We start from the raw sequence: 24950 nt of genomic DNA on the forward strand, positions 1-24950 counted from the left end.
GAGTCCTTTCAGGCAGGCCGTTCCAGGCCTGGCAGCGTCCGGTAAATGCATATACTTCAACGTTTAACCGGGCCGGACTGTTCCTGCCCCGACGAGGGTTCAGGGTTCGGGATGCTGTGCGTCGTACCGTGCAAACCGGGGCTGGCTGCGGGCCAGCACCCCCACCAGGGCCAGGCAGATCAGTCCGCCCAGCACCGCCGCCCAGCCCTCCCCAACCAGGGAGGCATCCACGCCCGCCACCAGGTCGCCCAGCCGCGGCCCGCCGGCCACCACCACCACGAACACACCCTGCAGCCTGCCGCGCATGGCGTCGGGGGTGGCGGACTGCAGGATCGTGGACCGGAAGACACCGCTGATGGAATCGGCTATCCCGGCACAGGCCATCGCGAGCGCCGCGGGAAGAAGCCACCGGGAGGGGACCGCGCCGTCGTTGGATCCGGCCAGCACCACCACGACGCCGAACGCCGTCACCGACAACCCCCAGGCCGCTACGGACCAGAGCACCGCCAGGCCCTGCCGGCGCACCAGCCCGAGCGGCCCGGAAAACAGGCCGGCGAGGAAGGCGCCCACGGCGGTGGCTGCCAGCAGCACCCCCACGGTGGTGGCGCCGCCGCCGAGCATCAGCGCCCCGATGGCCGGGAGGAGCGCACGGGGCTGGGCAAACACCATGGCGCACAGGTCCACCACGAAGGTCATACGGATATTGGGACGGGTGCCCAGGAACCGGAACCCTTCCAGCACGGAGCCCAGCCCCGCCTTCTGCACCTTGCCCACCGGCGGCATGGGTGCCAGCCGGTACAGCGCCCACATGGCGGCGGTGAAGGTGACGACGTCGATGGTGTAGGTCCAGCCGTAACCCACCCGGGCCACCAGCACTCCGGCCAGCAGGGGTCCGGCAGTCATGGCCAGGCCGAAGGTCATCATGCTCAGCGCATTGGCGGCGGGCAGCAGTTCGGGGCGGACCAGGCGGGGGATGATGGCGCTGCGCGCCGGCTGGTTCAGCCCGCCCGCGCCTGCATTGACAGCCACGAGGAAGTACAGCAGCCAGACGTTGCCGACCCCGGCCCAGGCCTGGGCGGCTATCCCGATGGTGCTGAGCCAGAGCAGGCCCGACGAGAACAGTGCAACCTTGCGCCGGTCATACGCGTCCACCACCGATCCGCCGTACAGACCGGCCAGGATCAGGGGCACCAGGCCCACCAGTCCGAGCAGCCCGACGTTGAAGCTCGACTTCGTCAGCTCGTAGACCTCCAGGCTGACCGCCACGAGGGTCAGCTGGGTGCCGACGGCGGAAAGCGCGGTTCCCGTCCAGAGCCGGCGGAATTCGGGGCTTTCGCGCAGGGGCGTGAGGTCAGCGAGCAGTCTTGGCACCTGAGCAGTCTAGGGGCCTGCCGGGCCGGTTCCGGCGCACCACACGCGCACCCTAATAGAAAGCATGCTTAGGATGGGACGAAACCGATTTCCCCGCACCCTGCCGAAGGAGTAACCGCTGTGTTTACCCGCAACGTTGCCGAAGGAATCCACCGCATCGAGCATGCCCATGTGAATGTCTACCTGGTCGAGGACGACGACGGCGTGGCGGTGATCGACGCCGGCCTGCCGGGGATGTGGCCGCACCTTACCGGCGCGCTGGACGAGTTGGGCTACGGTGCCGGCGACGTCCGGGCACTGGTGCTGACACACGCGCATTTCGACCACGTGGGCACTGCCGCACGGCTGCGGCAGGAGTACCGCACACCCATCCTGGTGCACGACGCCGACCGGTACATTGCCGCACACCCCTACCGCTACCGGCACGAGACCAACCGGTTCCTGTATCCGCTGCGCTATCCCAAGTCGGTTCCCGTCCTGGGCGCGATGACCCTCGCCGGGGCACTCAACGTCCGCGGTGTGACCGACCTGCACACCCTTACCCCGAAATCCGGCGACGCACTGCCGGGCAGGCCGCGGATCCTGCACACGCCCGGGCATACCGCCGGGCACGTGGCACTGCACTATCCGGACCGCGGGGCCCTGATCAGCGGCGACTCGCTGGTCACCCTCGATCCCTACACCGGCGCCAAGGGGCCGCAGATCGTTTCGGGTGCCGCCACCGCGGACAGCGCCCAGGCGCTCGCCTCCCTCTCACTGCTGGCGGAGACCGATGCTCCCGTGCTGCTCACCGGACACGGGGAGCCGTGGCGGGACGGCTCGGCGGCGGCCGTGGAACAGGCCCTGGCCCGCGGCGCGTCCTAGTCCTAGTCCTGTCCGCCGCCCCGGGATGCGGCGTCGTCCAGGTCCTGCGCCAGGACCTCCAGCAGCCGGGAATCCCCGATGGGCCGGAAATGCCCCATGGTTTCCAGCTGGATGTTCCGCGCCCCGGCCAGGTGGCTCCCGGCCGGGATGTGCGGATCAAAGCTGCTGTACACCGAAGTGATCCGGGCGTTTACATCCTCGTTGCGCAGGAGCTTCTGCAGGAACGGGTCCCGGGGCGAGAAGGCGCGGATCGACGCGAGCGGAAACAGGTTGGCATAGACCGAGCCGGAGAAGGGCGTGTTGACGGCGATCATCCGCTCCACCCGCGCCCCGCCGTCGGGCAGGGTCATCAGGTGCTTGCCGATCAGCCCGCCCTTGCTGTGTGCCAGCACCAGGACGCCCTGCAGGTCCGCCTCCGCCAGGTAGCGTTCCACCAGCGCCGCCATATCCTCTATGGTGCCGCGGTTGTAGCCCAGCGGCGCCACGGTGTGCACCGGATGGCCCCGCTCATAGAGGTAGTCGGCCAGCGGGCGCAGGAACTGCCAGTTCTCGTAGACGCCGGGGATCAGCACCACCGGAGCCCGCACCGCACCTTCCGGATGCAGATACGCCGCCGGGTCCCGGCGGAAGACGAAGCCGTGCACCTGCCAATACGCCACGTATAGATAATCCGAGGCCCAGCCCCGCGCCTGGCGCGCCCACCGGAAGATCCGTCCCTGCCGGCGCGGACGGACACCGGGGCGTGGAGACGTCACTGAACGGCGGCCGCCGTGCGCATCAGCTCGGCGGTTTCCTTCGGGCGGGTGTACATCATGACGTGCGGCTGGCCGGGGATTTCCGCCGTCACCGCGCCCGAACGGGCAAGGGCCAGCCGGGCCAGCCAGTCGGCGCGCACCACGGGGTCCTTCCCGCCGCGCACCAGCAGGACCGGTGGCTTTACCTCGCTGATCCGCTCCTCGAGGCGGTGGCGGATCATCACGGGCAGCGTGGACAAATACCAGCGGGGGCCGGCACGCAGGTAGTCGGTGACCAGGATGTAATTGACGGCCGGAGGTTCGCCCAGGCAGTCCTGCATCAGCCGCAGGGCCTGCAGCGGGGCGGAGCGCTCGGCGTCGTTGATGGTTGGCCCCAGCAGGACCACTGACGAGGCCGCGTCCGGGTCGGCGAGCGCCATCTCCACCACCACCTGGCAGCCCATGGAATGGCCCACCCACTGGGCGCCCCGGATGCCGGCGCCATCCAGCGCCTCTGCGGCGATGCGTCCGAAGTCTTCCATCTGCAGCTGCCTGCGCGGCTTCGGGGTGGAACCGAAACCGGGCAGCTCGAGCGTATGGACGATGGACGTGCGCGCCAGTTCCCAGATCAGCGGGCGGTAGTACCGCTCCGAGGCACCGATCCCGTGCACCAGGACCACCTCGCTGCGGGTTTCGGTCCAGTCGGGTGTTCCGGCGTCGTCAAAGCGGCGGTAGGTGCGGATGTCCACCTGTGTGTCCCCTACCGTCACGCGCTGGAATCCAGTTCGAGCTTCTGCTGCAGGCACTGTGCCTCTGCTTCCTGTTCCGTCGGGACGCTTGTCGAGACGCTTCAAGGCCAGCGTACCGGCGCCGGGGCAGGTAAGGCGATCCTTATTATGAATAATTCAAAATAAGGCTAGGATGTTGGACATGACCACAAACGCAGCTGCAGAGGAAACCACCGCCAGGTGGTCCGACGAGCTGCGCTCCCACGGCCGTCGCGTCACCAAGCAGCGCCTTGCCGTGCTGCGTGCTGTTGACACCGCGCCGCACTCGGTAGCGGACGACGTCGCGGCCAGCGTGCGTCAGGAACTTCCGGACATTTCCCTGCAGTCCGTCTATGTGGTCCTGGCGGACCTCACCGAAACCGGCCTGCTGCGGAAGATCGAAACCCCCGATTCTCCGGCCCGGTATGAGACCCGCGTGAATGACAACCACCATCACGCGATCTGCACCGGATGCGGGCGGATCGAGGACGTGGACTGCGCCGTCGGCCACGCACCCTGTCTCACCCCCGGAAACACACACGGCATGACCATCCAGATTGCGGATGTGCTCTACCGCGGGATCTGCACAGACTGCGCCGCCGCAGCCTCCTAGCACGCATCCAAAGCCTTTCCTCCCTTTTGTCAGCACCAGAGAAAGAACCAGTATGTCCAACTTCACCACCACGCAGACCGGCACCCCGGTTGCCAGCGACGCACACTCGCTGAGCACCGGCGCCGACGGCGCCATTGCCCTTCACGACCGTTACCTGGTCGAGAAGCTGGCGCAGTTCAACCGGGAGCGTATTCCGGAGCGCATCGTGCACGCCAAGGGCGGCGGCGCATTCGGTGAGTTCGTAGTCACCGAGGATGTCTCCAAGTACACGCGTGCCGCTGTTTTCCAGCCCGGCACCACCACCGAAACCGTTCAGCGGTTCTCCTCGGTTGCCGGCGAAATGGGTTCGCCCGACACCTGGCGCGACGTACGCGGTTTCGCGCTGCGCTTCTACACCACCGAGGGCAACTACGACATCGTCGGTAACAACACTCCGGTGTTCTTCATCCGCGACGGCATCAAGTTCCCGGACTTCATCCACTCGCAGAAGCGCCTGCCGGGCTCCGGTCTGCGCGATGCGGACATGCAGTGGGACTTCTGGACCAACTCCCCCGAGTCCGCACACCAGGTCACGTACCTGATGGGCGACCGCGGCCTGCCGACCTCGTGGCGTGAAATGCCCGGCTTCGGCTCGCACACCTACCAGTGGATCAACGCCGCCGGCGAGCGCTTCTGGGTGAAGTACCACTTCACGTCCAACCAGGGCAACCACGAAATCACCGGTGCCGAGGCCGAGAAGATTGCCGGCGCCGACGCCGACTACTACCGCCGCGACCTGTACGAGGCCATCGAGGCCGGCAACTTCCCGTCCTGGGACCTGCACGTGCAGGTAATGCCGTACGAAGATGCCAAGACGTACCGGTTCAACCCGTTCGACCTGACCAAGGTCTGGCCGCACGCGGACTACCCGCTGATCAAGGTGGGTACCCACACCCTGAACCGCAACCCGGAGAACTTCTTCGCGCAGATCGAACAGGTTGCCCTGTCCCCCGCGAACCTGGTTCCCGGCATCGACGCCAGCCCGGACAAGATGCTGATGGCCCGCATCTTCTCCTACCCGGACGCCCAGCGTTACCGCATCGGCGCCAACTACAACCTGCTGCCGGTCAACGCGCCGAAGGCTCCGGTTAACAACTACTCGCAGGACGGCGCCATGCGCTTCTCCTACAACTCCCCGGAGACCCCGGTCTACGCTCCGAACACACTGGGCGGCCCCGCGGCCGACGCAGCGCTGGCCGGTTCGGGAAGCTGGGAGAACGACGGCGCCCTGGTGCGTTCCGCTGCCACCCTGCACTCCGAGGACAGCGACTTCGGCCAGGCCGGCACGCTGTACCGCGAGGTTTTCGACGACGCCGCCAAGCAGCGTTTCCTGGAAACCATCACCGGTGCCATCTCCGGCGTGAAGCGTCCCCACATCCGCGAAGCTGCGATCCAGTACTGGACCAACGTTGACGCGGTCCTGGGCGAGAAGCTGCGCCTTTCCCTGGCACAGGGCGAAACCACGGCCAACGAAAAGGCCGAGTTCGTGGGCGTTGCTGAGTAATTCCAGCACCCGCTAAACCAGCAGCGGCCGGTCCCTTCGGGGGCCGGCCGCTGTTGTATGTCCTGCCTCTTACCGGGTAGGCCAGTACCAGATGATCAGCAGCGTCACCAGGAAACCAGTGAGGAAGTTCAGCTTCAGGAACCGTTTCCAGCCGGCGTTCGCAGTGCCCGACCCGGCGTCCGTGATCCGCAGGAACGGAACCAGGTTGAGGATGTACGGCAGAGCCAGCAGCCCGCCCAGCATCGCCGGCCAGGGAGTCAGCAGCATCAGCAGGCCGGCCGCCAGATAGGCAGCGGCGGCGAGCACCACCACCGGCCGCGCCCCCAGCACCGTGGCAATGGATCCGATGCCGCCCTCGCGGTCCGGCACCACGTCCTGCACCGCACCGAAGGCCTGGCTCGCCATGCCCCAGAGGAAGAACGCCCCCAGCACGGCCCAAAGCCCCGGCGTGAACACCGCACCGGCCAGGACCAGCCCGTACACGGCAGGGCTGACGAAGTGGGTGCTCGACGTCATCGAATCCAGGAAGGGGCGTTCCTTGAACCGCAGTCCGGGTGCGCTGTACGCGATCACAGCAAAGACGCTCACGCCCAGCACCAGCCAGGACAGCGGGCTTCCGAGCAGGACCAGGGCGGCGAGGAACGGCACGTTGGTGAGAACCGCCGCCCACAGCGTGGTGCGGTGGAAGCCGCGGTTCAGGACGGCGCCTTCCACTCCGCCCTTGCGCGGATTATGCAGGTCCGACTCGTAGTCGAAAACGTCATTGATGCCGTACATCGCCAGGTTGTAGGGAACCAGGAAGTACAGGGTCCCGATCACCCAGGTCAGGTCGATCCGCCCGGTGGTGAGCAGATACGCGGCGGCAAACGGATACGCGGTGTTCACCCAGGAGAGCGGCCGCGAGGACACCAGCAGCATCCGCAGGGTTCCCCTGGTTCCGGTGGTTCCGGTGGCGGCGGTGCTCACGGCGCTTCCTTAGTGTTCGGCTTGGCGCCTCCCGGGGCGGGGGCCCGTCCGGGCAGCAGCACCCAGAGCGCCGGCAGCAGCAGGACGGCCGCCAGCGGGTAGGCAAAATCCTCCAGCGGCGCGGCGCCGGCAAAGGCTCCGGAAATACGGTCCTCGTTGTACCAGAAGAGGCCCACGCGGATCATGAGGTTGTCGAAGACTGCAGTCAGGGCCAGCAAAACGACGGCGGTGGCGGCCGCCGCAGCCGCAAAGTACCGCGGGCGGTTCCGGCGCAGCAGCGCGGTTGCGCAGATCAGCGCCGCGGGGACGAGGAAGAAGGCATTGAGGGTCCAGTAGGTCACGGCCGCGTCCTTTCCGCCGGCCTGCGGCCCGGGTGTGTGCCGGCCCGTTCCGCGGTTCGTTCCGCGGCCCGTTCCGCAATCAGCCGCGCCAGACCGAAAACCACCATGGTCAGGTAGCAAAGGAAGGCCAGGAAAAAGATCTCCTCCACGGGCAGGTGCGGTGCCAAAGTCAGGCCGAGCATAAACGGGGTCTCGCCGCGGTAGAAGATGTCGGAGCCGATGCCGGCCAGGTCCCAGCCGGTGAAGAACAGCACTCCGATCGCCAGCACTACGGCTGCCCGCCGTGCGTTGGCGAAGAAGAACAGCCGGAACCGGTGGTCCAGCAACACCATGCAGCCCAGCGACAGCAGCAGGAAAAGCAGGTAGAGGGCGCCCATTACATTCCCGCCTCTGCCGACGGCTGCGGCGCCGTCGGCTCCGCTCCCGGCAGCTGGCTAGATGACACCTGTGCCGCCCACGGCGCGGGCTCCGGCAGGGCCTCGGTGCCCGTTTCCCCGCGCAGCCGCTTGAGCACGAGCTCGGCGCTGATCAGGCACATGGGCAGGCCGATGCCCGGCAGGGTGGACCCGCCGGCGTACAGCAGCCCCTCCACCTTCCGGCTGGCGTTCGTTCCGCGGAAGAACGCGCTTTGCTTCAGGATGTGCGCCGGTCCCAGCAGGGTTCCCCGCCAGGAATTGAGGTCGGCGGCAAAGTCCTGCGGGCCCACGGTCCGGCGGATAATGATGCGCTCGGCCAGATCGGGAATGCCGGCCCAGGACGAGATCTGCTCGATGACGGCGTCGGCCATCTTCTCTATCCGGGGATCCCCTGCACCGTCAATCCCTCCGGCTCCCAGCGACGGATCCGAAGGCACCGGCACCAGTACGAACAGGTTTTCGTGGCCTTCCGGCGCGGCATCGGGGTCCGTCGCGCTCGGACGGCACACGTACAGGGAGGCCGGATCCGGCACGGAGGTCTTTTGGCCGAAGATCTTCTCGAAGTTCGCTTCCCAGTCCCGGGTGAACAGCAGGGTGTGGTGTTCCAGCTGCGGCAGCTGCCCCTGCACGCCGAGATGCAGCAGCAGCCCGCCGGGACCGGGGACCCGGTGCTCCCAGTATTCCTCCGGATAGGTCTGCAGTGCCCGGGGCAGGAGGGCGGTCTCCGTGTGGTGCAGATCCGCTGCGGAAACCACCAGGTCCGCATCCAGCGACACCAGTGAGCCGGCGGCGTCCCGGTACTCCACGCCCACGGCACGGGGCTTGCGGCGGGGGAAGCGGGACCGTCCGCTTTTGGCGGCCGCCGGAGCGGAAGTACGGATCCGGGTGACCTCGGCACCGGTGATGACCCGGCTGCCCTCGGCCCGCGCCAGGTCGGAAATGACCGAAACTATCCGGTGGAAGCCGCCCATGGGATAAAGCACCCCGTCGGCCAGATCCAGCCGGCTCATCAGGTGGTACATGCTGGGCGTGGTGAACGGCGAGGAGCCCAGGAAAACGGCCGGGTAGCCCAGGATCTGCCGGATCCGGGGATCCGTGAAACGCCGGGCAACGAAGGTGCTCAGCGGTTCCAGCAGCAGCCTGGCGAGCCGGGGGCCGCTGCGCAGGACATCAGGGCGCAGCAGCGGCAGGAACGAGGCGAACGTTGTATACAGGAAGCGCTTCTTGGCCATCGCGTAAACCTCTTCGGCGGACTCGAGGTATTCCTCGAGCCGGGCTCCGGCACCGGGTTCCAGCGACTCGAACAACGCGATGTTGCCGTCCCGGGTGGCTGCCACGTCCACAGGTTCGGCGGTGTCCTCGAAGAGCACCCGGTACCCCGGATCCAGCCGGACCAGCTCCAGCTGCTCGGCAGCGGAGGTGCCCAGCAGCCTAAAGAAGTGGTCGAAGACCTCGGGCATGAGGTACCAGGACGGCCCCGTGTCAAAGCGGAAGCCTCCGGTCTCCCAGCTGCCGGCCCGTCCCCCGGTCTCCGGCTGCTTCTCCAGCACCGTGACCTCCAGGCCTTCCCGCGACAGCAGTGCCGCGGTGGCCAGTCCGGTAATTCCGCCGCCGATCACGACGGCGGTGCGCGGACGCATGCTCATGGTTGCCTTTCGTTTCCCGGGACAGCCGGGTTTCCGACGCGGTGCCCGAACCCGGCAGGACCGGCGACTCGACGGGTCAGGACCGCACGCGCTGCGATGCGGACCTTCACGGGGTTCGGGACCCGCACCCTGGTGGTGCGCAGCTGTTCCGCGGGTGTGTTCCGGAGCCGGCGGGCCAGTTCGCCGAACAGGTCCTGGGCGAGCGCGACGGCGGCCCTGCAATTTGCCGGGAGCTCCGCCACCGCGGCACCCGAAACCAGCAGATCAGCATCGATGCCGGCCAGGATCCGGTGCTTGTCCGCTTCACTGAACGCTGCCACGGTGACGCCGGGGAAATAACTGCGTCCCAGGGCCTCGAAGTCCTGGGCGAGATCCCGCAGGAAGTTAACCTTCTGGAACGCTGCCCCCAGCCGTTGGGCGCCCTCGCGCAGCTGCTTGGCCTGGTCATCGGCCACCGGAACTCCGTCGAGGAAGCACTGCAGGCACATCAGCCCGATCACTTCGGCGGAGCCGTAGACGTACTCGTTGAAGCTGGCCTCAGTGTGTTCCACCTGGTCCAGGTCCGCGCGCATCGAGGCGAAGAACGGGCGGGTGAGGTCCGTGCCGATGCCGGTTTCCCTCGCCGTCAGCGCGAACGCATGGACCACCAGGTTGACGCTGTAGCCGGTCCGCAGGGCACGTTCCGTGTCTGCCTCCAGCTCATCGAGCAGCCCGCCGATCTCCGTGCGGGGCACCAGTGCGGCCGCCGCCACGCCGTCGACAATCTCGTCCGCGAGCCGGACCAGCGCGTAGATGGTTTCGATTCGCAGGCGCGTCCGGGCCGGCAACAGCCGGGAGGCCAGCCCGAACGACGTCGAATAGGACCGGATCAGCACGGCCGACGTCCGGCGCGCCACAGCGTTATAGAGGGGCAGGCCCTGCTCAGCTGCCACGGACTACCGTCCCCGGTTCACGGCGTCGTCGACCACTCTCGACAGTGCGGCGCGCAGCCCGGGGGTGACCGCAGGACAGTCCAGGTGTTGGCGGGCCCGGTCGGCATATTCGCGCACCAGCTGCTGCGCATGGTCCCGGGCACCGGAGGAAACCAGCAGTTCCCGCGCGCGGGCGGCATCGCGGGCGGTCAGTTCGGGGTTGCCGATCAGGCCCGAGAGTTCCGCCCATTCCGGCTTCTGTGCGGCATAGGAGACCAGCACCGTGCGCTTTCCCTCGCGCAGGTCGGAAAAACTGGACTTGCCCGTGGTGCTCTCGGTGCCGAAAACCCCCAGCAGGTCATCCACCACCTGGTACGCGATCCCGATGTCCCGGCCGTAGAGGCCGAGGGTGGTCACGACGTCGTTCGACGCCCCGGCAAGCACCGCACCGGCCTGCAGCGGCGCTTCGAAGGAGTAGACGGCGGTCTTGAGCCGCTCCATGTGCAGGATTTCGGCGATGGGCGGAGCGTCCGGGTGGAAGGAAAGGTCTACGTCGATCAGCTCTCCGCCGGCGGACGCGAAGACGGCGTCGTCCAGGATCTCGGCCAGCCGCTCCCGGACATCCGTGTCCACCTCGGCACTGCCCAGCAGGCGGAAAGCGCCGGTCAATGCCAGGTCCCCCGCGATGACCCCGGCGGAGAGGCCCCGGTGCCGGGCTGCGCCGGCTTCAACGCCCGCAGCGGCGGCCAGCCCCCGATAGACGCCGGAGACGTTTTCGAGTCCCCGGCGGGTGAAATCCAGGTCGATCACGTCGTCGTGCACGATCAGGGCCGTATGCAGCAGTTCGAAGGCGGCGCCTATCCGGGCGGCTGCAACCGTGTCGGTGCCGCCGAGGTTCAGGTAGGCCGTCAACAGGATGCGCGGGCGCACCCGTTTCCCTCCGGCAGTGGAATTCTCCAGCGCCTGCCACAGTGAAAGGTAGCCGGGACCCAGTTTCGCGGCGCGGGCTTTGGCCCGCTCGTAGAACCGGTTCAGGACGGTCTCGACCAGGTCCTGGCCGGTAGACAGATCGAGCGGGGGGTGCGTCTGCATAGGTAAAGTAAACACGTATGGGACTAGGGGAAGAAATGACAGGCGGCTCAGAACGCGTGGTTCTGGTCGACAATGACGGCCGTCCCGTGGGCACTCGGGACAAAGCCGGCGTGCATACCACTGACACGCCGCTGCACCTCGCGTTCTCCACCCACGTCTTCAATACCCGCGGCGAATTGCTGGTCACCCGCCGTGCAATGTCCAAGCTGACCTGGCCCGGAGTCTGGACAAATTCCTTCTGCGGCCACCCCGGTCCCGGGGAAGCTACGGAGGACGCCGTGAAGCGGCGCGCCCGGCGCGAGCTGGGGATGGAAGTGCGGGACCTGACGCTGCGGCTGCCGGATTTCCGCTACCGTGCCGTGGATGCCTCGGGGATTGTCGAGCATGAGATCTGCCCCGTTTACACGGCTGTGGCCGACGCCGATCCGGTCCCCGCACCGGACGAGGTCATGGACTGGGAATGGGCGGATCCGGCGCAGCTCGTTCCGGCGGTTCGGCTGACGCCGTGGGCTTTCAGTCCCTGGCTGGTGCTGCAGCTTCCGCTGCTCTACCCATAGAACCGGTTCCGCCGGCGTGGTGCGCGTGCGCTGACGGCATTGCAGGTGCTCATTTCGCCGGTGCTGCGGCTTTGCTGCCCGAGATCCTCCGGGCCCAGCGGACCCAGGGGTATTCCCGGGGCCAGTGGCCGGCCAGGGTATGGAAGGCCCGGCGGAAGCGCAGGGCCACGTTTGCCCGGCTTTGCACCGCCCGCGGCGCCATCCCTACGGTCAGGCGCGGATCCCGGCGGCAGCGACGGCCTTGGCCGAGATGGAAGCTGAGGCAGACGTCGTCGTGCATCTGCGCATCGTTACGATGCACCTCGCCGCTGACCGCCTGCCAGGTCCCGGCGCGCAGAGCCAGGTTCGAGCCGAAAAACGGCCAGTGGGCCAGGGCTGAACCCATCGCCAGGTAATAGGATCCCAGATACAACCGGGAGAGCAGCAGCGCCGGGAGGCGGGGCATCCCGTAGAAAACACCGGGACCGCTAAGCACTTCCAACTGCGGATCGGCAGCGAAAGCTTCAGCTATGCGCGCAATCCAGTCCGGGGGCAGGACGCAGTCTGCGTCGCATCGCGCAATAATGGCATCCGCATCGAGGCGCTCCGCGGCGGCGTCGTACCCGGTGCCGGCAGCGGCAGGGATTCCCGCAGCCGGTTCGAAAACCACTCGCGCGCCGAACCTCCGGGCAACTTCTGCGCTGGCATCGCTGCTGTTGTTGTCCACCACTACTATTTCCCGGGGCTGCAGGCTCTGCCGCGCGAGCGACTGCAGGCACGTTTCCAGGAGGACTGCATCATTGCGGCACGGGATGACCACGGAAACTGCCGGAAGCTCAGAAGGCATGGGCTGAGTTTAGCGCGGGGCCGCTGGTCCCCCGGGCCGGTTTCCGGTGCCCACTGCTTCCGCGGCCGGCACCGGGCTACCGTATGAGGATGATCGATGCACTGCTCCGTCCGCCGGAATCCCGGAAGGCATACCTCGCCGACGCGGTACGTGCACTGGGAGTGCTCAGTGTCCTGGCGTCACTGGTGCTGCTGGGACCGGTGGAAACAGCCCTGTTCCTGCTGGTGCTGTTGGGGCTTCTGGTCTCCCGGGCGCTGGCGGTCTTCCCCGGTTTCGACGCCGCCTACGGCCTGGTCCTGCTGGCTGCGGCGTGGAGCAGCGTAGCGGACCTCTACGCCCGCATCTCCTGGTGGGATCTCGCCGTCCACTTTGCTGCCACCGGCGCGCTGGCCGTGATTGCCTATTTCCTGCTGGTGCAGTTCGGCGCGGTACCGGCGGTCCAGCGTCCGCACCGGCATTCCCCCTCGCTCCCCGTGGTGGTTCCGCTGCTGGTGCTGGCGCTGGGACTGGGGATGAGTGTGCTTTGGGAAATCGGTGAGTGGTGGGGACACACGTACGTGGATGCAAGCATCAATGTCGGGTATGCGGACACCATGGGAGATCTGGCCGCCGCAGGGCTGGGAGCCCTGGCCGCGGGCCTCTGCCTGGGTTTAGCTGTCCGCCGGTCCGGTGCGCGGCTGACTGCCCCGGCGCCGCACCACACCCGCCGCTAGCCCCGGCCCTGGCAAATCCGGGCTTAACTGCGAGGGGCATCCCGGGCAGCGGTGGCTGCCCGGGATGCCCGGTACTGCTGGTTACAACTGGTTGCTGCTGGCGGATCCCCGCCAACGGTGGCCGCTAGTGGGAGAGGTACCGCTCGTGCTCGCTATGTGCGCGGGCTACGGTTTCGCGGATCTCTGCGATGTCCTTGACCTTGTCGCGGTACTTGATGTCCATCTTCAGGATGTCCTGCTCTTCATCGCACAGGGCCTTGTAGACCCGCTCCCGCTCGGCGGGATCTGCGGTGTAGGACAGGTCCAGGTAGGAATCCGCATGCCGCCGCGCATTGTTGACGGCGGTCATGGCCTTGCCGGCCGGGCTGACCAGGGACGCAACAACGGTCACAAGCAGGACGCCCACAATAACGGAGAGCGAGAGGCCGGTGGTGATCTCCACGACCGAGACGTGCTCGCCGTCGTTGATGAAGGGCAGGGTGTTCTCATGCAGGGCGTGCAGGACAAGCTTGACGCCGATGAACGCCAGGATGGTGGCCAGGCCGTAGCTGAGGTAGATCAGGCGGTCGAGCAGTCCGTCAATAAGGAAGTAGAGCTGGCGCAGGCCCATCAGCGAGAATGCCGTGGCAGTGAAGACAATGAAGACGTTCTGCGTCAGGCCGAAGATCGCAGGGATGGAGTCGAGCGCGAAGAGAATGTCGGTACCGCCGATGGCCACCATAACCAGCAGCATCGGGGTGAGGACGCGCTTGCCGTTCTCCATGGTGAACAGCTTGTCGCCGTCGTAGCTCTCCGACGTATGGAAGATCTTCCGGGCCAGGCGAATGATGAAGTTGTTGGCTTCATCGTCGCCCTCGGTGCTTTCAGGCTTGAGCAGGTTGCCGGCCGTGATCAGCAGGATCAAACCGAAGATGTAGAAGACCCAGGAGAAGGAGTTGATCAGCGCGGCACCGAGAAGGATGAAGGCGGTACGTGCGATCAAGGAGAAGACGATGCCGAACAGCAGGACCTTCTGCTGGTCCTCACGGGGAACGCGGAAGCTCGCCATGATGATCAGGAAGACAAACAGGTTATCTACCGAGAGTGCTTTCTCGGTGATGTACCCGGCGAAGTACTCGGTGCCCATCTGGGTTCCGCCAAGGACCCAGACAACACCGCCGAAGACCAAGGCGAGGCCCACGTAAATGGAGGACCAGATGGCCGCTTCCTTCAGCGTAGGGATGTGCGCCTTGCGGATGTGGAAGAAGTAATCAAAGGCCAAAAGGGCCAGGATGACCACAATGGTCACTCCCCAGACCAAGGGGGAAACAGTCATGGAATATCTGCTTTCGTAGGGTACGCCGAAGGAGCATAGGTCTCTCCCGCCATCCTGGATAGGCTGGCCGCTGAACCCGGCGGAGCGTCGGTGCTCCACGTGTTGACGGATATCTGCGTTTTGGGATACTCCCCTACGAAGCAATCAGTCTAACAGGGGCAGGTCCGCCTCGCAGTCCACGTCCCGCCCATCGGCCAGGTCGGAACAATCCACCACGTCCAGGAGCTCCGGGTGGGCAGCGAGGAACGCACGGGCCCCGGAATCCGGGTCGGCGCCCGGTCTCCCTTCCCCTGCCTCTGCCTCTGCCTCTGCCCCTGCCTCTGCCCCTGAATAGCGTGCATTCGGTTCCAGACTTCGCGCGGCCAGGAAAGCATCCAACAGAACAGGGTGCCCGCGCCGCAACCGGCCGTCCGGCCTCCGGTAGCCGGCGGCTGCGATTCTGCCGGCCCGCCCCGCCGCGAGGACGCGCGAGACCACGGCCGGGGTCAAGCCGGGCTGGTCCACCAGGGCCACGAGGATTGCTGCCCCCGGTTCCTGGGCCAGCGCCGCCAGGATCCCGCACCGGTAACTGGTGCCCATTCCCAATTCCCACTGCGGGTTAACAACCGCTGCAGCGCCCTGCAGCTGAACCGAGGCCAGGATTTCCGTGCTCCCGGCGCCCAGCACCGCGACCACTTCGGTGCACCCGCCGCCCAGCAGCACCTCCACCTGATGCTCGATCAGGGGCCGCCCTCGAAAGGGCAGCAGCGCCTTGGGCCCGCGGCCGAGGCGTGTGCCGGCACCCGCAGCCAGCAGGACCGCCGTCGTCGTTCCGCTCATTGGTCTGTCCTTACTCCGGGCCGGCTTAAACAGGCAGCCGCCGCACCCTTGGATGGTGCGACGGCTGAGTTTTCGGGTAGTTATCCTTCACAGTCCTTGCAGTAGGCCAGGCCGTTCTTTTCGACGGCCAGCTGGGAGCGGTGGCGGACCAGGAAGCAGGAGTTGCAGGTGAACTCGTCTTCCTGCGGCGGCACGACGCGGACAAGCAGTTCTTCACCGGACAGGTCTGCGCCGGGCAGTTCAAATCCTTCAGCCGCCTCGGTTTCGTCCACGTCAACTACGGCAGACTGCTTGTCGCTGCGCCGTGCCTGAAGCTCTTCGATAGAAGCCGGTCCGGCTTCTTCCTCAGTCTTGCGCGGCGCGTCATAATCTGTAGCCATTTTCTCGGCTCACACTCCAAATCCGTAGTTGTGTTATTTCCGGGGCACTCGATACTAGCCGAACATAACGGATGCACGGTCGCGGACTATTCCCGTTCGCCGTTCAGCTGCCGTTTTTCTTTCTCCGGACATGGCACCCGGTCCTCTGAGCGCCCTTCCCTACCTCAACGTGCATCCAGCCGTGCAGGTTCCGCTTTTTCGGCGGGACTTGCTAACGATTGAATCCGTTACGGAGGAAACCAATTGCTTCAGCAAACAGCAGTTCCAGCAGCTTGAGCGACTCCGGGTTGATTGCGCCCTGCGTGCGCCGTTCCCACTGCGTAAACGCACTGCGTCCGCACGTCAGCACTGAGCCAACCAGGCAGGAGATGTAAAAGGGATCGGCGGCATCACCCAGTCGCTGCCGGACGGAAGAGACGATGCGCTGTTCCGCCCGGTTCCAAGCCTCAAGCTGGAACCGCATCATTTCCGGGTTGTCCTGGGCAATGGCGTAAAGCTCGGCGGTCACCGCCAGCCGTTCCGGTTCCGCCGGCGCGGTCAGTGCCTGCAGCATGGACTCCACGATGTTTTCGTCCTGCGGACGTAACTCGAAGTGGCCCAGCACGGTTTCCAGGAAGCCTTCCATGGCTACCGTGAGCGATGCTTCAGTACTGGAAAAATAGTTGAAGAACGTCCTGCGGGAGACACCGGCCCGCTCCGCGATGTCGTCGACCGTGAAATTGCCCGGCCCGTTACTGCGGACCAGGCTGAGGGCAGCCGCAGCGATGGCTGCGCGTGTCACCGATTTGTTCCGCTCCCGCCGTGAAGGGGCGGCCGTTTCTCCTGCTGCCACGCCCATACACTAGGTGCAACTTTGCACGGCGGGCAAGGGGAACAGAGAAGCACCGGACAAGCAGGCCTTCGCCTACCTGTCCGGTGCTTCTCTTGCTCTTTGCGGTTATGCCTCAGGCTGCGGTTCAGCCGGAGACATCTTCTGCTCGCCGCCGGAGGTGTAGGAACCATTGGTTCCCGTGCTGCCGGCAGCGGAAGAACCCGTGCTCGTGGTGGACCCGGTGGAGGCGGATCCGGTGCTGCCGGAAGAGCCGGATCCACTGCTGGAACCGGTGACCTTGGAGGCGGCATCCTTGGCGACGCCCGTAACCTTGTCCTGCAGGCCCGGTGCCTTTTCCTTCGCCCAATCAGTGCCGTGGGAAACGGTTTCCTGCACCTTCGGGTCATTCCAAAGCTGCATCAGCTTTTCGCGGCCGCCCTTGGAGCCAACCAGGTAGCCAATACCCGCGCCCGCCAGAAATACAAACTTCTTTACCATGGTCTTCCTCTTCTCCTGCCCTCACGGGGCGTTGATAAGTTCCGTCCACTGCACCCTACCGTTCAATGCGGCAGGTTCAACAGTCAGCTTACTATTTGGATCCTAGTCAAGCAGACGGGACCGGATAAGGAAGCGTTTACCCTCAGGTGCTTCCACGGAAAACCCACTTCCCCGTCCGGAGACAACATCCACCGTCAGATGGGTGTGCTTCCAGTACTCAAACTGCTCACGCGACATCCAGAACTCCAGTTCCTCACCCGCCAGGTCGAAAACCCCCAGAAGGACGTCGGCATCTGAGGTGAGAAACTCCCCCTTCGGAAAGCACATAGGCGAGGACCCGTCACAGCAGCCTCCGGATTGGTGAAACATCAGCGCACCGTGGATGGGCCGTAGCCGCAGGAGCAGGGCCTGTGCCTGCGGCGTCAGCGCCACCCGGGAGAAAGTCTCCCCGGGCAGTGCGGCCGCCGCATCCAGCGGGGAAGCAAGCGAAGAGTCCATCAGTATCCAATCACCACACGGCCATCGACGCGGCCTTCTCGGAGTTCAGTCATCACGTCATTAATCTCTTCCAGGCTGCGGACGGTGATGTTGGGGTGGATCAGTCCGCGGTCGTAGAAGTCGATTGCCTCCGCCAGGTCCTGGCGGGTACCCACGATCGACCCTCGGATGGTGAGGCCCTTAAGCACAGTGTCGAAGATCGGGGCCGGGAAGTCCCCCGGCGGCAACCCGACAAAGACAATCGTTCCGCCGCGCCTGGCCATGCCGATGGCCTGTCCGAAGGCTGTCGGATGCACCGCGGTGACAAGTACTGCATGCGCACCGCCGATCTTTTCCTGGATAACCTCCGCCGGATCCTCGTTGCGCGCATTGACCACAACCTCGGCGCCGTACCTCGTGGCCAGCTCCAGCTTGTCATCTGCGATATCCACGGCGGCGACGCGCAGTCCCATGGCAATGGCATACTGCACTGCCACGTGTCCCAGCCCGCCTATGCCGGAGATGACGACCCACTGACCGGGCCGTGCCTCGCTGACTTTCAGTCCTTTGTAGACCGTGACGCCTGCGCAGAGGACAGGAGCGATTTCCTGCGGATCGGCCCCTTCGGGGATGCGCGCCGCAAAACGCGCATCCACCAGCATGTACTGGCCGAAGGAGCCGTCCACGGAGTAACCACTGTTCTTCTGCTGCTCGCACAGGGTTTCCCAGCCGGTCCGGCAGTACTCGCATACACCGCAGGCGTAGGCGAGCCAGGCATTGCCCACCATGTCGCCCGGGTGCAGGTCGGTGACCCCTTCACCGACCTGCACCACTTCCCCCACGCCTTCGTGGCCGGGGATGAACGGCGGAGTCGGTTTCACGGGCCAGTCACCGTCTGCGGCATGGAGGTCCGTATGGCATACACCTGACGCCACCAGCTTGACGAGCGCCTGACCCGGGCCTGGTTCAAGCACCGCCATTTCCTCGATGGAGAGGTCTCCACCGAGCTGGTTCACTACTGCTGCCTTCATGCTGGCCATGGGGTTCTCTTTCCATCAGCGATTTAGGGAATTCCAGTGGAAAGCGAGTGACACCCAAGCCTAGGCAGGTCGGGGTACCGCTTAGAAGAACCCCTGCTTATTTTCGGCGTAACTGACCAGCAGGTTCTTGGTCTGCTGGTAGTGGTCCAGCATCATGGCATGGTTCTCGCGCCCAATGCCGGAGGACTTATAGCCGCCGAAAGCGGAATGGGCGGGATAGGCGTGGTAATTGTTCACCCATACCCGGCCGGCCTGGATGTCCCGGCCCGCCCGGTACGCGGTGTTGCCGTCCCGGGACCAGACACCGGCACCAAGGCCGTACAAGGTGTCATTGGCGATGGCCATGGCCTCCCCGTAGTCGGAGAACCGGGTCACGGAAACCACCGGACCGAAGATTTCCTCCTGGAAGATGCGCATGTTGTTGGTGCCTTCAAAGACGGTGGGCTGGACGTAGAAGCCCCCGGCAAGGTCGCCGTCGAAGTGGGCGCGCTCGCCTCCGGCCAGGACCTTTGCGCCTTCCTGCTTGCCGATATCCAGGTAGGAAAGGATCTTCTCCAGTTGGTCGTTGGACGCCTGTGCGCCCACCATGGTGTTGGTATCGAGGGGATTGCCCTGAATCATCTGTGCCGTGCGGGCCAGTGCGTCCGCCATGAAGGAGTCATACATGGAGTCCTGGACCAGTGCACGGGACGGGCAGGTGCAGACCTCGCCCTGGTTCAGGGCGAACATGTTGAAGCCTTCGAGTGCCTTGTCGTAGAACGAGTCATCGGCAGCGGCGACGTCGGCGAAGAAAATGTTCGGGCTCTTGCCGCCCAGTTCGAGGGTGACCGGAATCAGGTTCTGGCTGGCGTACTGCATGATCAGCCGGCCCGTGGTGGTCTCACCGGTGAAGGCGATCTTCCGGATCCGGTTCGAGGATGCCAGGGGTTTGCCGGCCTCCACGCCGAAGCCGTTCACGACGTTGAGCACGCCTGCCGGCAGCAGGTCCGCGATGAGTTCCATCAGGACCAGGATCGACGTCGGCGTCTGCTCAGCGGGTTTCAGCACAATGGCGTTGCCTGCGGCCAGCGCCGGAGCGAGTTTCCAGACGGCCATGAGGATGGGGAAGTTCCACGGAATGATCTGTCCCACAACTCCCAGCGGCTCGTGGAAGTGGTACGAGGTGGTGTTGTCATCGATCTGGGAAATGCCGCCCTCCTGGGCGCGGATGGCGCCGGCAAAGTAGCGGAAATGGTCGATGGCCAGCGGCAGGTCCGCGGCCAGGACTTCCCGGATCGGTTTGCCGTTGTCCCAGGTTTCGGCGACGGCGAGCATTTCGAGATTGGCTTCGATCCGGTCCGCGATGCGGGTCAGGACCAGTGCCCGTTCGGCCACCGCAGTCTTGCCCCAGGCACCCGCTGCCTTGTGGGCGGCGTCCAGCGCGAGATCGATGTCGGCAGATGTACCGCGGGCCACTTCGCAGAATGCCCGGCCGTTGATCGGCGAAATGTTCTCGAAGTACTCCCCCTTGACCGGGGCCACCCATTCCCCGCCGATCCAGTTGTCGTAGCGCGGTTTGAAGGTGACTTTCGATCCTTCGGTGCCGGGCTGTGCGTAAACGGTCATTTTGCGCTCCTTGTGCGTTCGACGTCGGTGTCGGTTGCGGACATCCCCGAGGCTACGGAGCGCAACGTTGCAAGCAGGTTGCAACTCTTCCTGGCCGTTTGCCGCCTTCTCCACTGGCAGGCTGCCGCCGCACCGCCGTACTGTGTCGTGGGACAACGTCGCAGGCGCCATCAACCCAGGACGGCATATGGCCCATCGTTCCGGCACCGGTCCCCTTCCGCCCAACCGCTTTGTCCGTTACCGCTGGTGGGGACTGCTGGCCATCAGTCTCGGCGTGGCCATGATCATCATGGACGCCACTATCGTTTCCGTGTCCATCCCCTCGATCGTTGCGGACCTGGGCATCTCCAGCACCGAGATCCATGCCTAGGCCAGGTCCCGTTCGATCCGTTCCAGGGCAGCGATGACGGCGGCCCGGCGGGGTGAGCGCGGCGGAAGCACGCGAAGGGCAAGCTGCCAGGCCTCGGCGTCGTGCTCTGCCTCCGGCAGGTGCAGGTACTGGAGCAAGGTGTCGGCACCGGCGTCGGACAGCATGGCTTGGCGCAGGACGGCGGAGACCTCGGTCCGCAGCCGGATGAGCGCGGGGGCTTCCGAGCGCGGCAGCACCGGTCCGCCGTACCTCCTCAGGGCCAGCCGGTAGGCGCCGTGTTCCAGGAACCGCAGGACCTGTGCGGCGTCCACTTCCAGCGGGCGGGCCAGACGGTAGGGGCGGGAGCGCGGGACCAGCGGCTCGGTTCCAGCTGCCACTGCTTCCATGAGATTGCGCAGCCGCAGCATCTCGGCGCGGACCGTACCTGCCTGTCCGCCGTCGGGGTAGGCATGTGAGGCCAGTTCCTCCGCCGTCAGCCCGCCAGGATGCAGCGCCAGCACGGCCAGCAGTTCGCCGTGGCGGGAACTGAGTTCCACCGACCTGCCACCGATGTGGAGGACGGCCCGGTCCCGGCCAAGCAGCTCCAGGCTTTCCGTGAAGTCGCTGGCGGGAGGTGAGGCTGGCCGGCGGGTACGGCGGCGCAGCGGCGCTCCGGAGGCAGCGAATGATCCATTACGGGTATCCCGGCGGGCCTGCAGGCGCTGGACCTGCAGCCGTGCCTCGGCGGCAGCGACAGCTGCCCGGACAAGGGCGAGCGTATGCGGAGCGACGGCTTCTGGACCTCCGGTGACGTCCACAACGCCCAGCACGGAACCGGTGTCCGGGTCATGGACCGGTACGGCGGTGCAGCTCCAGGAGTGCACAAGCCGGCTGAAATGCTCCGGTCCGGCTATCTGCACGTCGGACCCTGTGGCGAGGGCAGTTCCGGGGGCACTGGTGCCGACCGTTCGTTCGGACCAATCCGCGCCGGGCAGAAACAACATGCCTTCTGCACGGCGGCGCAGGGCAGCATCGCCGTCAACCCAGAGCAGGCGGCCCAGTTCATCCCCTACTGCCACCAGCAACCCGGAGTCCTCTCCGGGCTCCACGAGCAGGCGGCGGATAACCGGCATCACGGCGGCGAGCGGATGCGCGGCACGGTAACGGTCCAGGGCGGCGTCGTCGAACACCAACTCGGGACGCGAAACATCCGGGTCCGAGTGGTGCTGCAGGGAACGCTGCCAGGACTCCCGGATGGAAGGCCTAAGCCGCTCCAGCCACCCGCTGCCGGCACCGAGCGACTCGTGGGCCCGGACGGCGTTGCGAAGCAGTGCCTCCGCCGGAACCCGCGGCAGGACACCGGACTGCCCGTTCTGGGCCAAACCTTCATTTCGCGCCGCAATGCGCACGGCCCCCGCCTATCCACGCTGATAAACGGACAACGTCTCCAAAATGGACGTTCTCCGGTTAGAGAACACACCTTGGTGGATATGCTCCCATGCGCGGACCGGCGGAGGCCAGAGAAACTTCGGGTTGCTGGTTACGGCTACTCGCCGCGGGAGATGCGGGTCATTTCCTCGCGGTCGACCACCTTGACACGCTCACGGACGAGTTCGCCGGTCAACGGGTCGGGGTGGATGTAGGAGGCGCCCAGGCTGCGCTCATAGGCATCCAGTTTCAGCCAGCCCTCCCAGGTGGTGTACTTGACGCCGCGTTCTTCGAGCAGCTCAATGATCGACGACGGGTCCGGGTGCGTGGCGGCCGGCAGGTTCAGCCGGTCCTCGAGCAGGAAGCCGATGGTCTCCAGCGCGTCGCCCTTGGTATGGCCGATCAGGCCCACGGGGCCGCGCTTGATCCAACCGGTGGTGTAGATGCCCGGAACCGGAGCGCCGTCTTCGTTGATGACGCGGCCGCCCTCGTTGGGGATCACGCCGCGCTGCTCGTCGTAGCCCACCTCGGGCAGCTCGGAGCCGAAGTATCCGATGGCCCGGTAAACAGCCTGGACCGGGTAATCGACAATCTCACCGGTGCCGCGGACGTTGCCGGTGCCGTCCAGTTCGGTACGCTCGAACTTCATGCCGGCGACCTTGCCGGGATCCGCGGGATCGTCATAGATCTCCACGGGGCTGTGCAGGAAGTGCAGGTGCAGGCGGCGGGAAGCTCCGGTGTCCTGTTCCTCCACCAGCCAGTTGGTGAGGGTGTTGACCATGGTCTTGGTCTGGTTGTTGGTGCGGATCTGCTCGTCGGAGCCTTCGTCGAATTCGAAGTCCTCGGGGTACAGGACAATATCGACGTCGCGGGAATGCGAGAGTTCACGCAGTTCCAGCGGCGTGAACTTCACCTGTGCCGGTCCGCGGCGGCCGAAGATGTGCACATCGGTGACCGGGGACTTCTTCAGGCCTTCGTAGACGTTGGTCGGAATTTCCGTGGTGAGCAGGTCATCTGCGTGCTTGGAGAGGATGCGGGCGACGTCGAGGGCCACGTTGCCGTTGCCGATCACTGCAACTTCCTTTGCGTCCAGCGGCCATTCGCGCGGAACGTCAGGATGCCCGTCATACCAGGACACGAATTCCGCACCGCCGAAGGAGCCTTCCAGATCGACGCCGGGCACGTTCAGCGGGGCGTCCTTGATGGCGCCCGTGGCAAAGATGATGGCGTCATAGAAGTGGCGGAAGTCTGCCAGCGTCAGGTCGCGGCCGTAGTTGACGTTGCCGAGGAAACGGATGTCACCGCGGTCCAGCACCTTGTGCAGGGCATTGACGATGCCCTTGATCCGGGGGTGGTCAGGAGCCACGCCGTAACGGATGAGCCCGTAGGGTGCGGGGTACTGGTCGAAGAGGTCAATGCTGACCTCGAAGTCCCGATCGGCTTTGGTAAGGATGTCGGCGGCGTAAACACCGGCGGGGCCTGCGCCGATAATGGCGACCCTCAAAGGACGCTGGGCGCTGTCCGCGGCAGGGTTAGTCACTGATAGTCCTTCTTCTCTTCAGAGCTTCTGGGTGCGCAATTAACACACAGTTGTTTATTCTAAATGCCGGGTTCGCCACCGTCTAAACGGCTCGGAAAAGCGCGTTCTCGACACCCTTGGGAATACGGACCGGCCAACTGGTGTTGAGCACTGCGTGCCTTTCTCAAAGCCTGTCCCCGCCCTCCGCGCCGTCCGTACTGCTACGCCCGGCGACGGCGTCGGCTCGTCCTCTGGTTCGCCGGTCGGTTCGCCCGCCGGTTCGCCCGCCGGTTCATCGGGGGCACCAGATGCGGCGGAGGTGTCCGCCGCGCCGTCGTCGTCCGGGCCGTCGTCGTCCGGGCCTGTATCCGCCGGGCCTGCGGGACGCGAGAACCTTCCCGGCATCCTCTTCGGAATTGGTGCGTACGGGCTCTGGGGTCTGCTTCCGCTCTACTTCATGGTCCTCAAGCCGGCCGGTGCGGTGGAAATCGTTGCCAACCGCGTTGTCTGGTCACTGGTGTTCTGCGCCATCCTGCTCACCATCATGCGGGCCTGGAAGCCGATGCTTGCTGCGGGACGGAACCCCCGCACAGTAGGAACCCTGGCGGGAGCTGCCCTGCTGATCGCCGTGAACTGGCTGACGTACTCCTGGGCCGTGTTGAACGAACACGCAGTGGAAGCAGCGTTGGGCTACTTCATTAATCCGATCGTGTCGGTCCTGCTCGGCGTGCTGGTGCTCAAGGAAAAACTGCGTCCGCTCCAGTGGGCGGCCATGGCAGTGGGCTTCATTGCCGTTCTGGTCCTGGCGTTCGCGTACGGAAACGTGCCGTGGGTGGCCCTGGCCCTGGCCTTCAGCTTCGGGTTCTACGGCTTGGTCAAAAAGGGCATCGGCTCCCGTGTTGACGCAGTTTCCAGCCTGACGATTGAAACGGCCGTCCTCACTCCTATTGCAGTCGGCGTGATGATCTGGCTTTCGGTGACCGGTGCGGCCACGCTGACTACCAACGGTGCGGGGCATCTCTGGCTTCTGGTCGCCTCCGGCATCATCACTGCCGTGCCGCTGATCTTCTTCGGAGCGGCTGCACGACGCCTGCCGCTGTCCACGGTGGGTCTGCTGCAGTATCTGGCGCCGACCCTGCAGTTCATCCTGGCCCTGACGGTGTTCAAGGAAGCGATGCCGCCCGAGCGCTGGGCGGGCTTCGGCCTCGTCTGGCTCGCGCTGGTGATGCTGACCGTCGATATGATCGGCGGCCCCCGCCGCAACCGGCGGCTGCGCGCTGCAGCTGCGTAGGGGCTGGTTGTACAGCTAGTCCAGCCGTTTAGGGCCGGCGGGGGCGGGTTCGTCGGCG

The 24950-nt window shown here is 65.8% G+C and carries 27 protein-coding genes; 7 read left to right on the forward strand and 20 right to left on the reverse strand.

Annotated features, from left to right (window positions below; translation table 11 throughout):
* Window positions 1-99: 99 nt before the first annotated feature.
* Window positions 100-1371: an MFS transporter gene (locus LOC56_RS02395; protein ID WP_229950117.1), complete on the reverse strand. Its 1272-nt coding sequence runs from the start codon at window positions 1369-1371 to the stop codon at window positions 100-102.
* A gap of 120 nt (window positions 1372-1491) precedes the next feature.
* Here LOC56_RS02395 and LOC56_RS02400 point away from each other — a divergent pair, with 120 nt between their 5' ends.
* Window positions 1492-2235: an MBL fold metallo-hydrolase gene (locus tag LOC56_RS02400; RefSeq protein WP_229950118.1), complete on the forward strand. Its 744-nt coding sequence runs from the start codon at window positions 1492-1494 to the stop codon at window positions 2233-2235.
* 2 nt (window positions 2236-2237) lie between these two features.
* On the opposite strand, the gene LOC56_RS02405 is transcribed toward LOC56_RS02400, so the two are convergent.
* Both LOC56_RS02405 and LOC56_RS02410 read right to left on the reverse strand, forming a co-directional pair.
* Window positions 2238-2894 carry an esterase/lipase family protein gene (locus LOC56_RS02405; RefSeq protein WP_229950119.1) on the reverse strand — a complete coding sequence of 219 codons (657 nt, stop codon included), beginning with the start codon at window positions 2892-2894 and terminating at the stop codon, window positions 2238-2240.
* A 92-nt stretch (window positions 2895-2986) separates the two neighbouring features.
* Entirely contained in the window at window positions 2987-3739 is a 753-nt protein-coding gene (locus LOC56_RS02410) for an alpha/beta fold hydrolase (RefSeq protein ID WP_229950120.1), read from the reverse strand.
* 160 nt (window positions 3740-3899) lie between these two features.
* Here LOC56_RS02410 and LOC56_RS02415 point away from each other — a divergent pair, with 160 nt between their 5' ends.
* Both LOC56_RS02415 and LOC56_RS02420 read left to right on the forward strand, forming a co-directional pair.
* A complete protein-coding gene (locus LOC56_RS02415) occupies window positions 3900-4349 on the forward strand; it encodes a Fur family transcriptional regulator (RefSeq protein ID WP_229950122.1) in 450 nt (149 codons plus the stop codon).
* 52 nt (window positions 4350-4401) lie between these two features.
* The gene (locus tag LOC56_RS02420; protein ID WP_229950125.1) at window positions 4402-5892 is read left to right on the forward strand and encodes a catalase; all 1491 of its coding nucleotides are present in this window, start codon (window positions 4402-4404) and stop codon (window positions 5890-5892) included.
* A gap of 69 nt (window positions 5893-5961) precedes the next feature.
* Here the strand turns inward: LOC56_RS02420 and LOC56_RS02425 are convergent, their stop codons facing one another.
* The 6 genes from LOC56_RS02425 to LOC56_RS02450 are packed head-to-tail and all read right to left on the reverse strand — an operon-like array spanning window position 5962 to window position 11264.
* Window positions 5962-6810, reverse strand: a complete 849-nt coding sequence (locus LOC56_RS02425) for a prenyltransferase (protein WP_229950361.1) — start codon at window positions 6808-6810, stop codon at window positions 5962-5964.
* 44 nt (window positions 6811-6854) lie between these two features.
* A complete protein-coding gene (locus LOC56_RS02430; RefSeq protein WP_331460894.1) occupies window positions 6855-7199 on the reverse strand; it encodes a lycopene cyclase domain-containing protein in 345 nt (114 codons plus the stop codon).
* On the reverse strand, window positions 7196-7576 hold the full coding sequence (locus tag LOC56_RS02435; RefSeq protein ID WP_229950127.1) for a lycopene cyclase domain-containing protein: 381 nt from the start codon (window positions 7574-7576) through the stop codon (window positions 7196-7198). Before LOC56_RS02435 ends, LOC56_RS02430 begins: the two co-directional genes overlap by 4 nt.
* Window positions 7576-9255: a phytoene desaturase family protein gene (gene crtI / locus LOC56_RS02440; protein WP_229950364.1), complete on the reverse strand. Its 1680-nt coding sequence runs from the start codon at window positions 9253-9255 to the stop codon at window positions 7576-7578. The genes LOC56_RS02435 and crtI overlap by 1 nt, the downstream gene beginning before the upstream one ends.
* A gap of 2 nt (window positions 9256-9257) precedes the next feature.
* Window positions 9258-10193, reverse strand: coding sequence for a phytoene/squalene synthase family protein (locus tag LOC56_RS02445; RefSeq protein WP_229950129.1), 936 nt, complete (start codon window positions 10191-10193; stop codon window positions 9258-9260).
* Between the two features lie 3 nt (window positions 10194-10196).
* Window positions 10197-11264, reverse strand: coding sequence for a polyprenyl synthetase family protein (locus tag LOC56_RS02450; protein WP_229950131.1), 1068 nt, complete (start codon window positions 11262-11264; stop codon window positions 10197-10199).
* Between the two features lie 35 nt (window positions 11265-11299).
* Between LOC56_RS02450 and idi the strand changes: the two genes are divergently transcribed.
* Window positions 11300-11821, forward strand: coding sequence for an isopentenyl-diphosphate Delta-isomerase (idi, locus tag LOC56_RS02455; RefSeq protein WP_229950132.1), 522 nt, complete (start codon window positions 11300-11302; stop codon window positions 11819-11821).
* Between the two features lie 49 nt (window positions 11822-11870).
* Here the strand turns inward: idi and LOC56_RS02460 are convergent, their stop codons facing one another.
* Window positions 11871-12647, reverse strand: coding sequence for a glycosyltransferase family A protein (locus LOC56_RS02460; protein WP_229950134.1), 777 nt, complete (start codon window positions 12645-12647; stop codon window positions 11871-11873).
* Window positions 12648-12736: 89 nt separating this feature from the next.
* Between LOC56_RS02460 and LOC56_RS02465 the strand changes: the two genes are divergently transcribed.
* Complete coding sequence (locus tag LOC56_RS02465; protein WP_229950139.1) at window positions 12737-13360, forward strand: hypothetical protein; 624 nt, start codon at window positions 12737-12739, stop codon at window positions 13358-13360.
* A 124-nt stretch (window positions 13361-13484) separates the two neighbouring features.
* Here the strand turns inward: LOC56_RS02465 and LOC56_RS02470 are convergent, their stop codons facing one another.
* The 8 genes from LOC56_RS02470 to exaC form a co-directional block, all read right to left on the reverse strand.
* Entirely contained in the window at window positions 13485-14675 is a 1191-nt protein-coding gene (locus LOC56_RS02470) for a TerC family protein (protein ID WP_229950141.1), read from the reverse strand.
* Window positions 14676-14819: 144 nt separating this feature from the next.
* Entirely contained in the window at window positions 14820-15494 is a 675-nt protein-coding gene (locus LOC56_RS02475; protein WP_229950143.1) for a nucleotidyltransferase family protein, read from the reverse strand.
* 80 nt (window positions 15495-15574) lie between these two features.
* Window positions 15575-15874, reverse strand: a complete 300-nt coding sequence (locus tag LOC56_RS02480) for a DUF4193 domain-containing protein (protein ID WP_146360892.1) — start codon at window positions 15872-15874, stop codon at window positions 15575-15577.
* Window positions 15875-16085: 211 nt separating this feature from the next.
* Window positions 16086-16706: a TetR/AcrR family transcriptional regulator gene (locus LOC56_RS02485; protein ID WP_229950144.1), complete on the reverse strand. Its 621-nt coding sequence runs from the start codon at window positions 16704-16706 to the stop codon at window positions 16086-16088.
* 105 nt (window positions 16707-16811) lie between these two features.
* Window positions 16812-17183 (reverse strand): hypothetical protein, encoded by a 372-nt coding sequence (locus tag LOC56_RS02490; RefSeq protein ID WP_229950145.1) that lies wholly within the window; start codon window positions 17181-17183, stop codon window positions 16812-16814.
* A 102-nt stretch (window positions 17184-17285) separates the two neighbouring features.
* On the reverse strand, window positions 17286-17681 hold the full coding sequence (locus tag LOC56_RS02495) for a DUF779 domain-containing protein (RefSeq protein ID WP_229950147.1): 396 nt from the start codon (window positions 17679-17681) through the stop codon (window positions 17286-17288).
* Entirely contained in the window at window positions 17681-18700 is a 1020-nt protein-coding gene (gene adhP, locus LOC56_RS02500; RefSeq protein WP_229950149.1) for an alcohol dehydrogenase AdhP, read from the reverse strand. The genes LOC56_RS02495 and adhP overlap by 1 nt, the downstream gene beginning before the upstream one ends.
* An 81-nt stretch (window positions 18701-18781) precedes the next feature.
* Complete coding sequence (gene exaC / locus LOC56_RS02505; RefSeq protein ID WP_229950151.1) at window positions 18782-20305, reverse strand: acetaldehyde dehydrogenase ExaC; 1524 nt, start codon at window positions 20303-20305, stop codon at window positions 18782-18784.
* 187 nt (window positions 20306-20492) lie between these two features.
* Here exaC and LOC56_RS02510 point away from each other — a divergent pair, with 187 nt between their 5' ends.
* Window positions 20493-20675 (forward strand): hypothetical protein, encoded by a 183-nt coding sequence (locus LOC56_RS02510; RefSeq protein ID WP_229950393.1) that lies wholly within the window; start codon window positions 20493-20495, stop codon window positions 20673-20675.
* Here LOC56_RS02510 and LOC56_RS02515 read toward each other — a convergent pair.
* Together LOC56_RS02515 and LOC56_RS02520 are read right to left on the reverse strand one after the other, a co-directional pair.
* Window positions 20672-22036 carry a GAF domain-containing protein gene (locus tag LOC56_RS02515; RefSeq protein WP_229950153.1) on the reverse strand — a complete coding sequence of 455 codons (1365 nt, stop codon included), beginning with the start codon at window positions 22034-22036 and terminating at the stop codon, window positions 20672-20674. The genes LOC56_RS02510 and LOC56_RS02515 overlap by 4 nt on opposite strands.
* A gap of 164 nt (window positions 22037-22200) precedes the next feature.
* Window positions 22201-23622: an FAD-dependent oxidoreductase gene (locus tag LOC56_RS02520; RefSeq protein WP_229950156.1), complete on the reverse strand. Its 1422-nt coding sequence runs from the start codon at window positions 23620-23622 to the stop codon at window positions 22201-22203.
* Between the two features lie 154 nt (window positions 23623-23776).
* Here LOC56_RS02520 and rarD point away from each other — a divergent pair, with 154 nt between their 5' ends.
* A complete protein-coding gene (gene rarD, locus LOC56_RS02525; protein WP_442860048.1) occupies window positions 23777-24892 on the forward strand; it encodes an EamA family transporter RarD in 1116 nt (371 codons plus the stop codon).
* Window positions 24893-24950 lie beyond the last annotated feature (58 nt).

The sequence above is a fragment of the Arthrobacter sp. zg-Y179 genome (genome assembly GCF_020907345.1).
GTDB lineage: Bacteria > Actinomycetota > Actinomycetes > Actinomycetales > Micrococcaceae > Arthrobacter_B > Arthrobacter_B jinronghuae.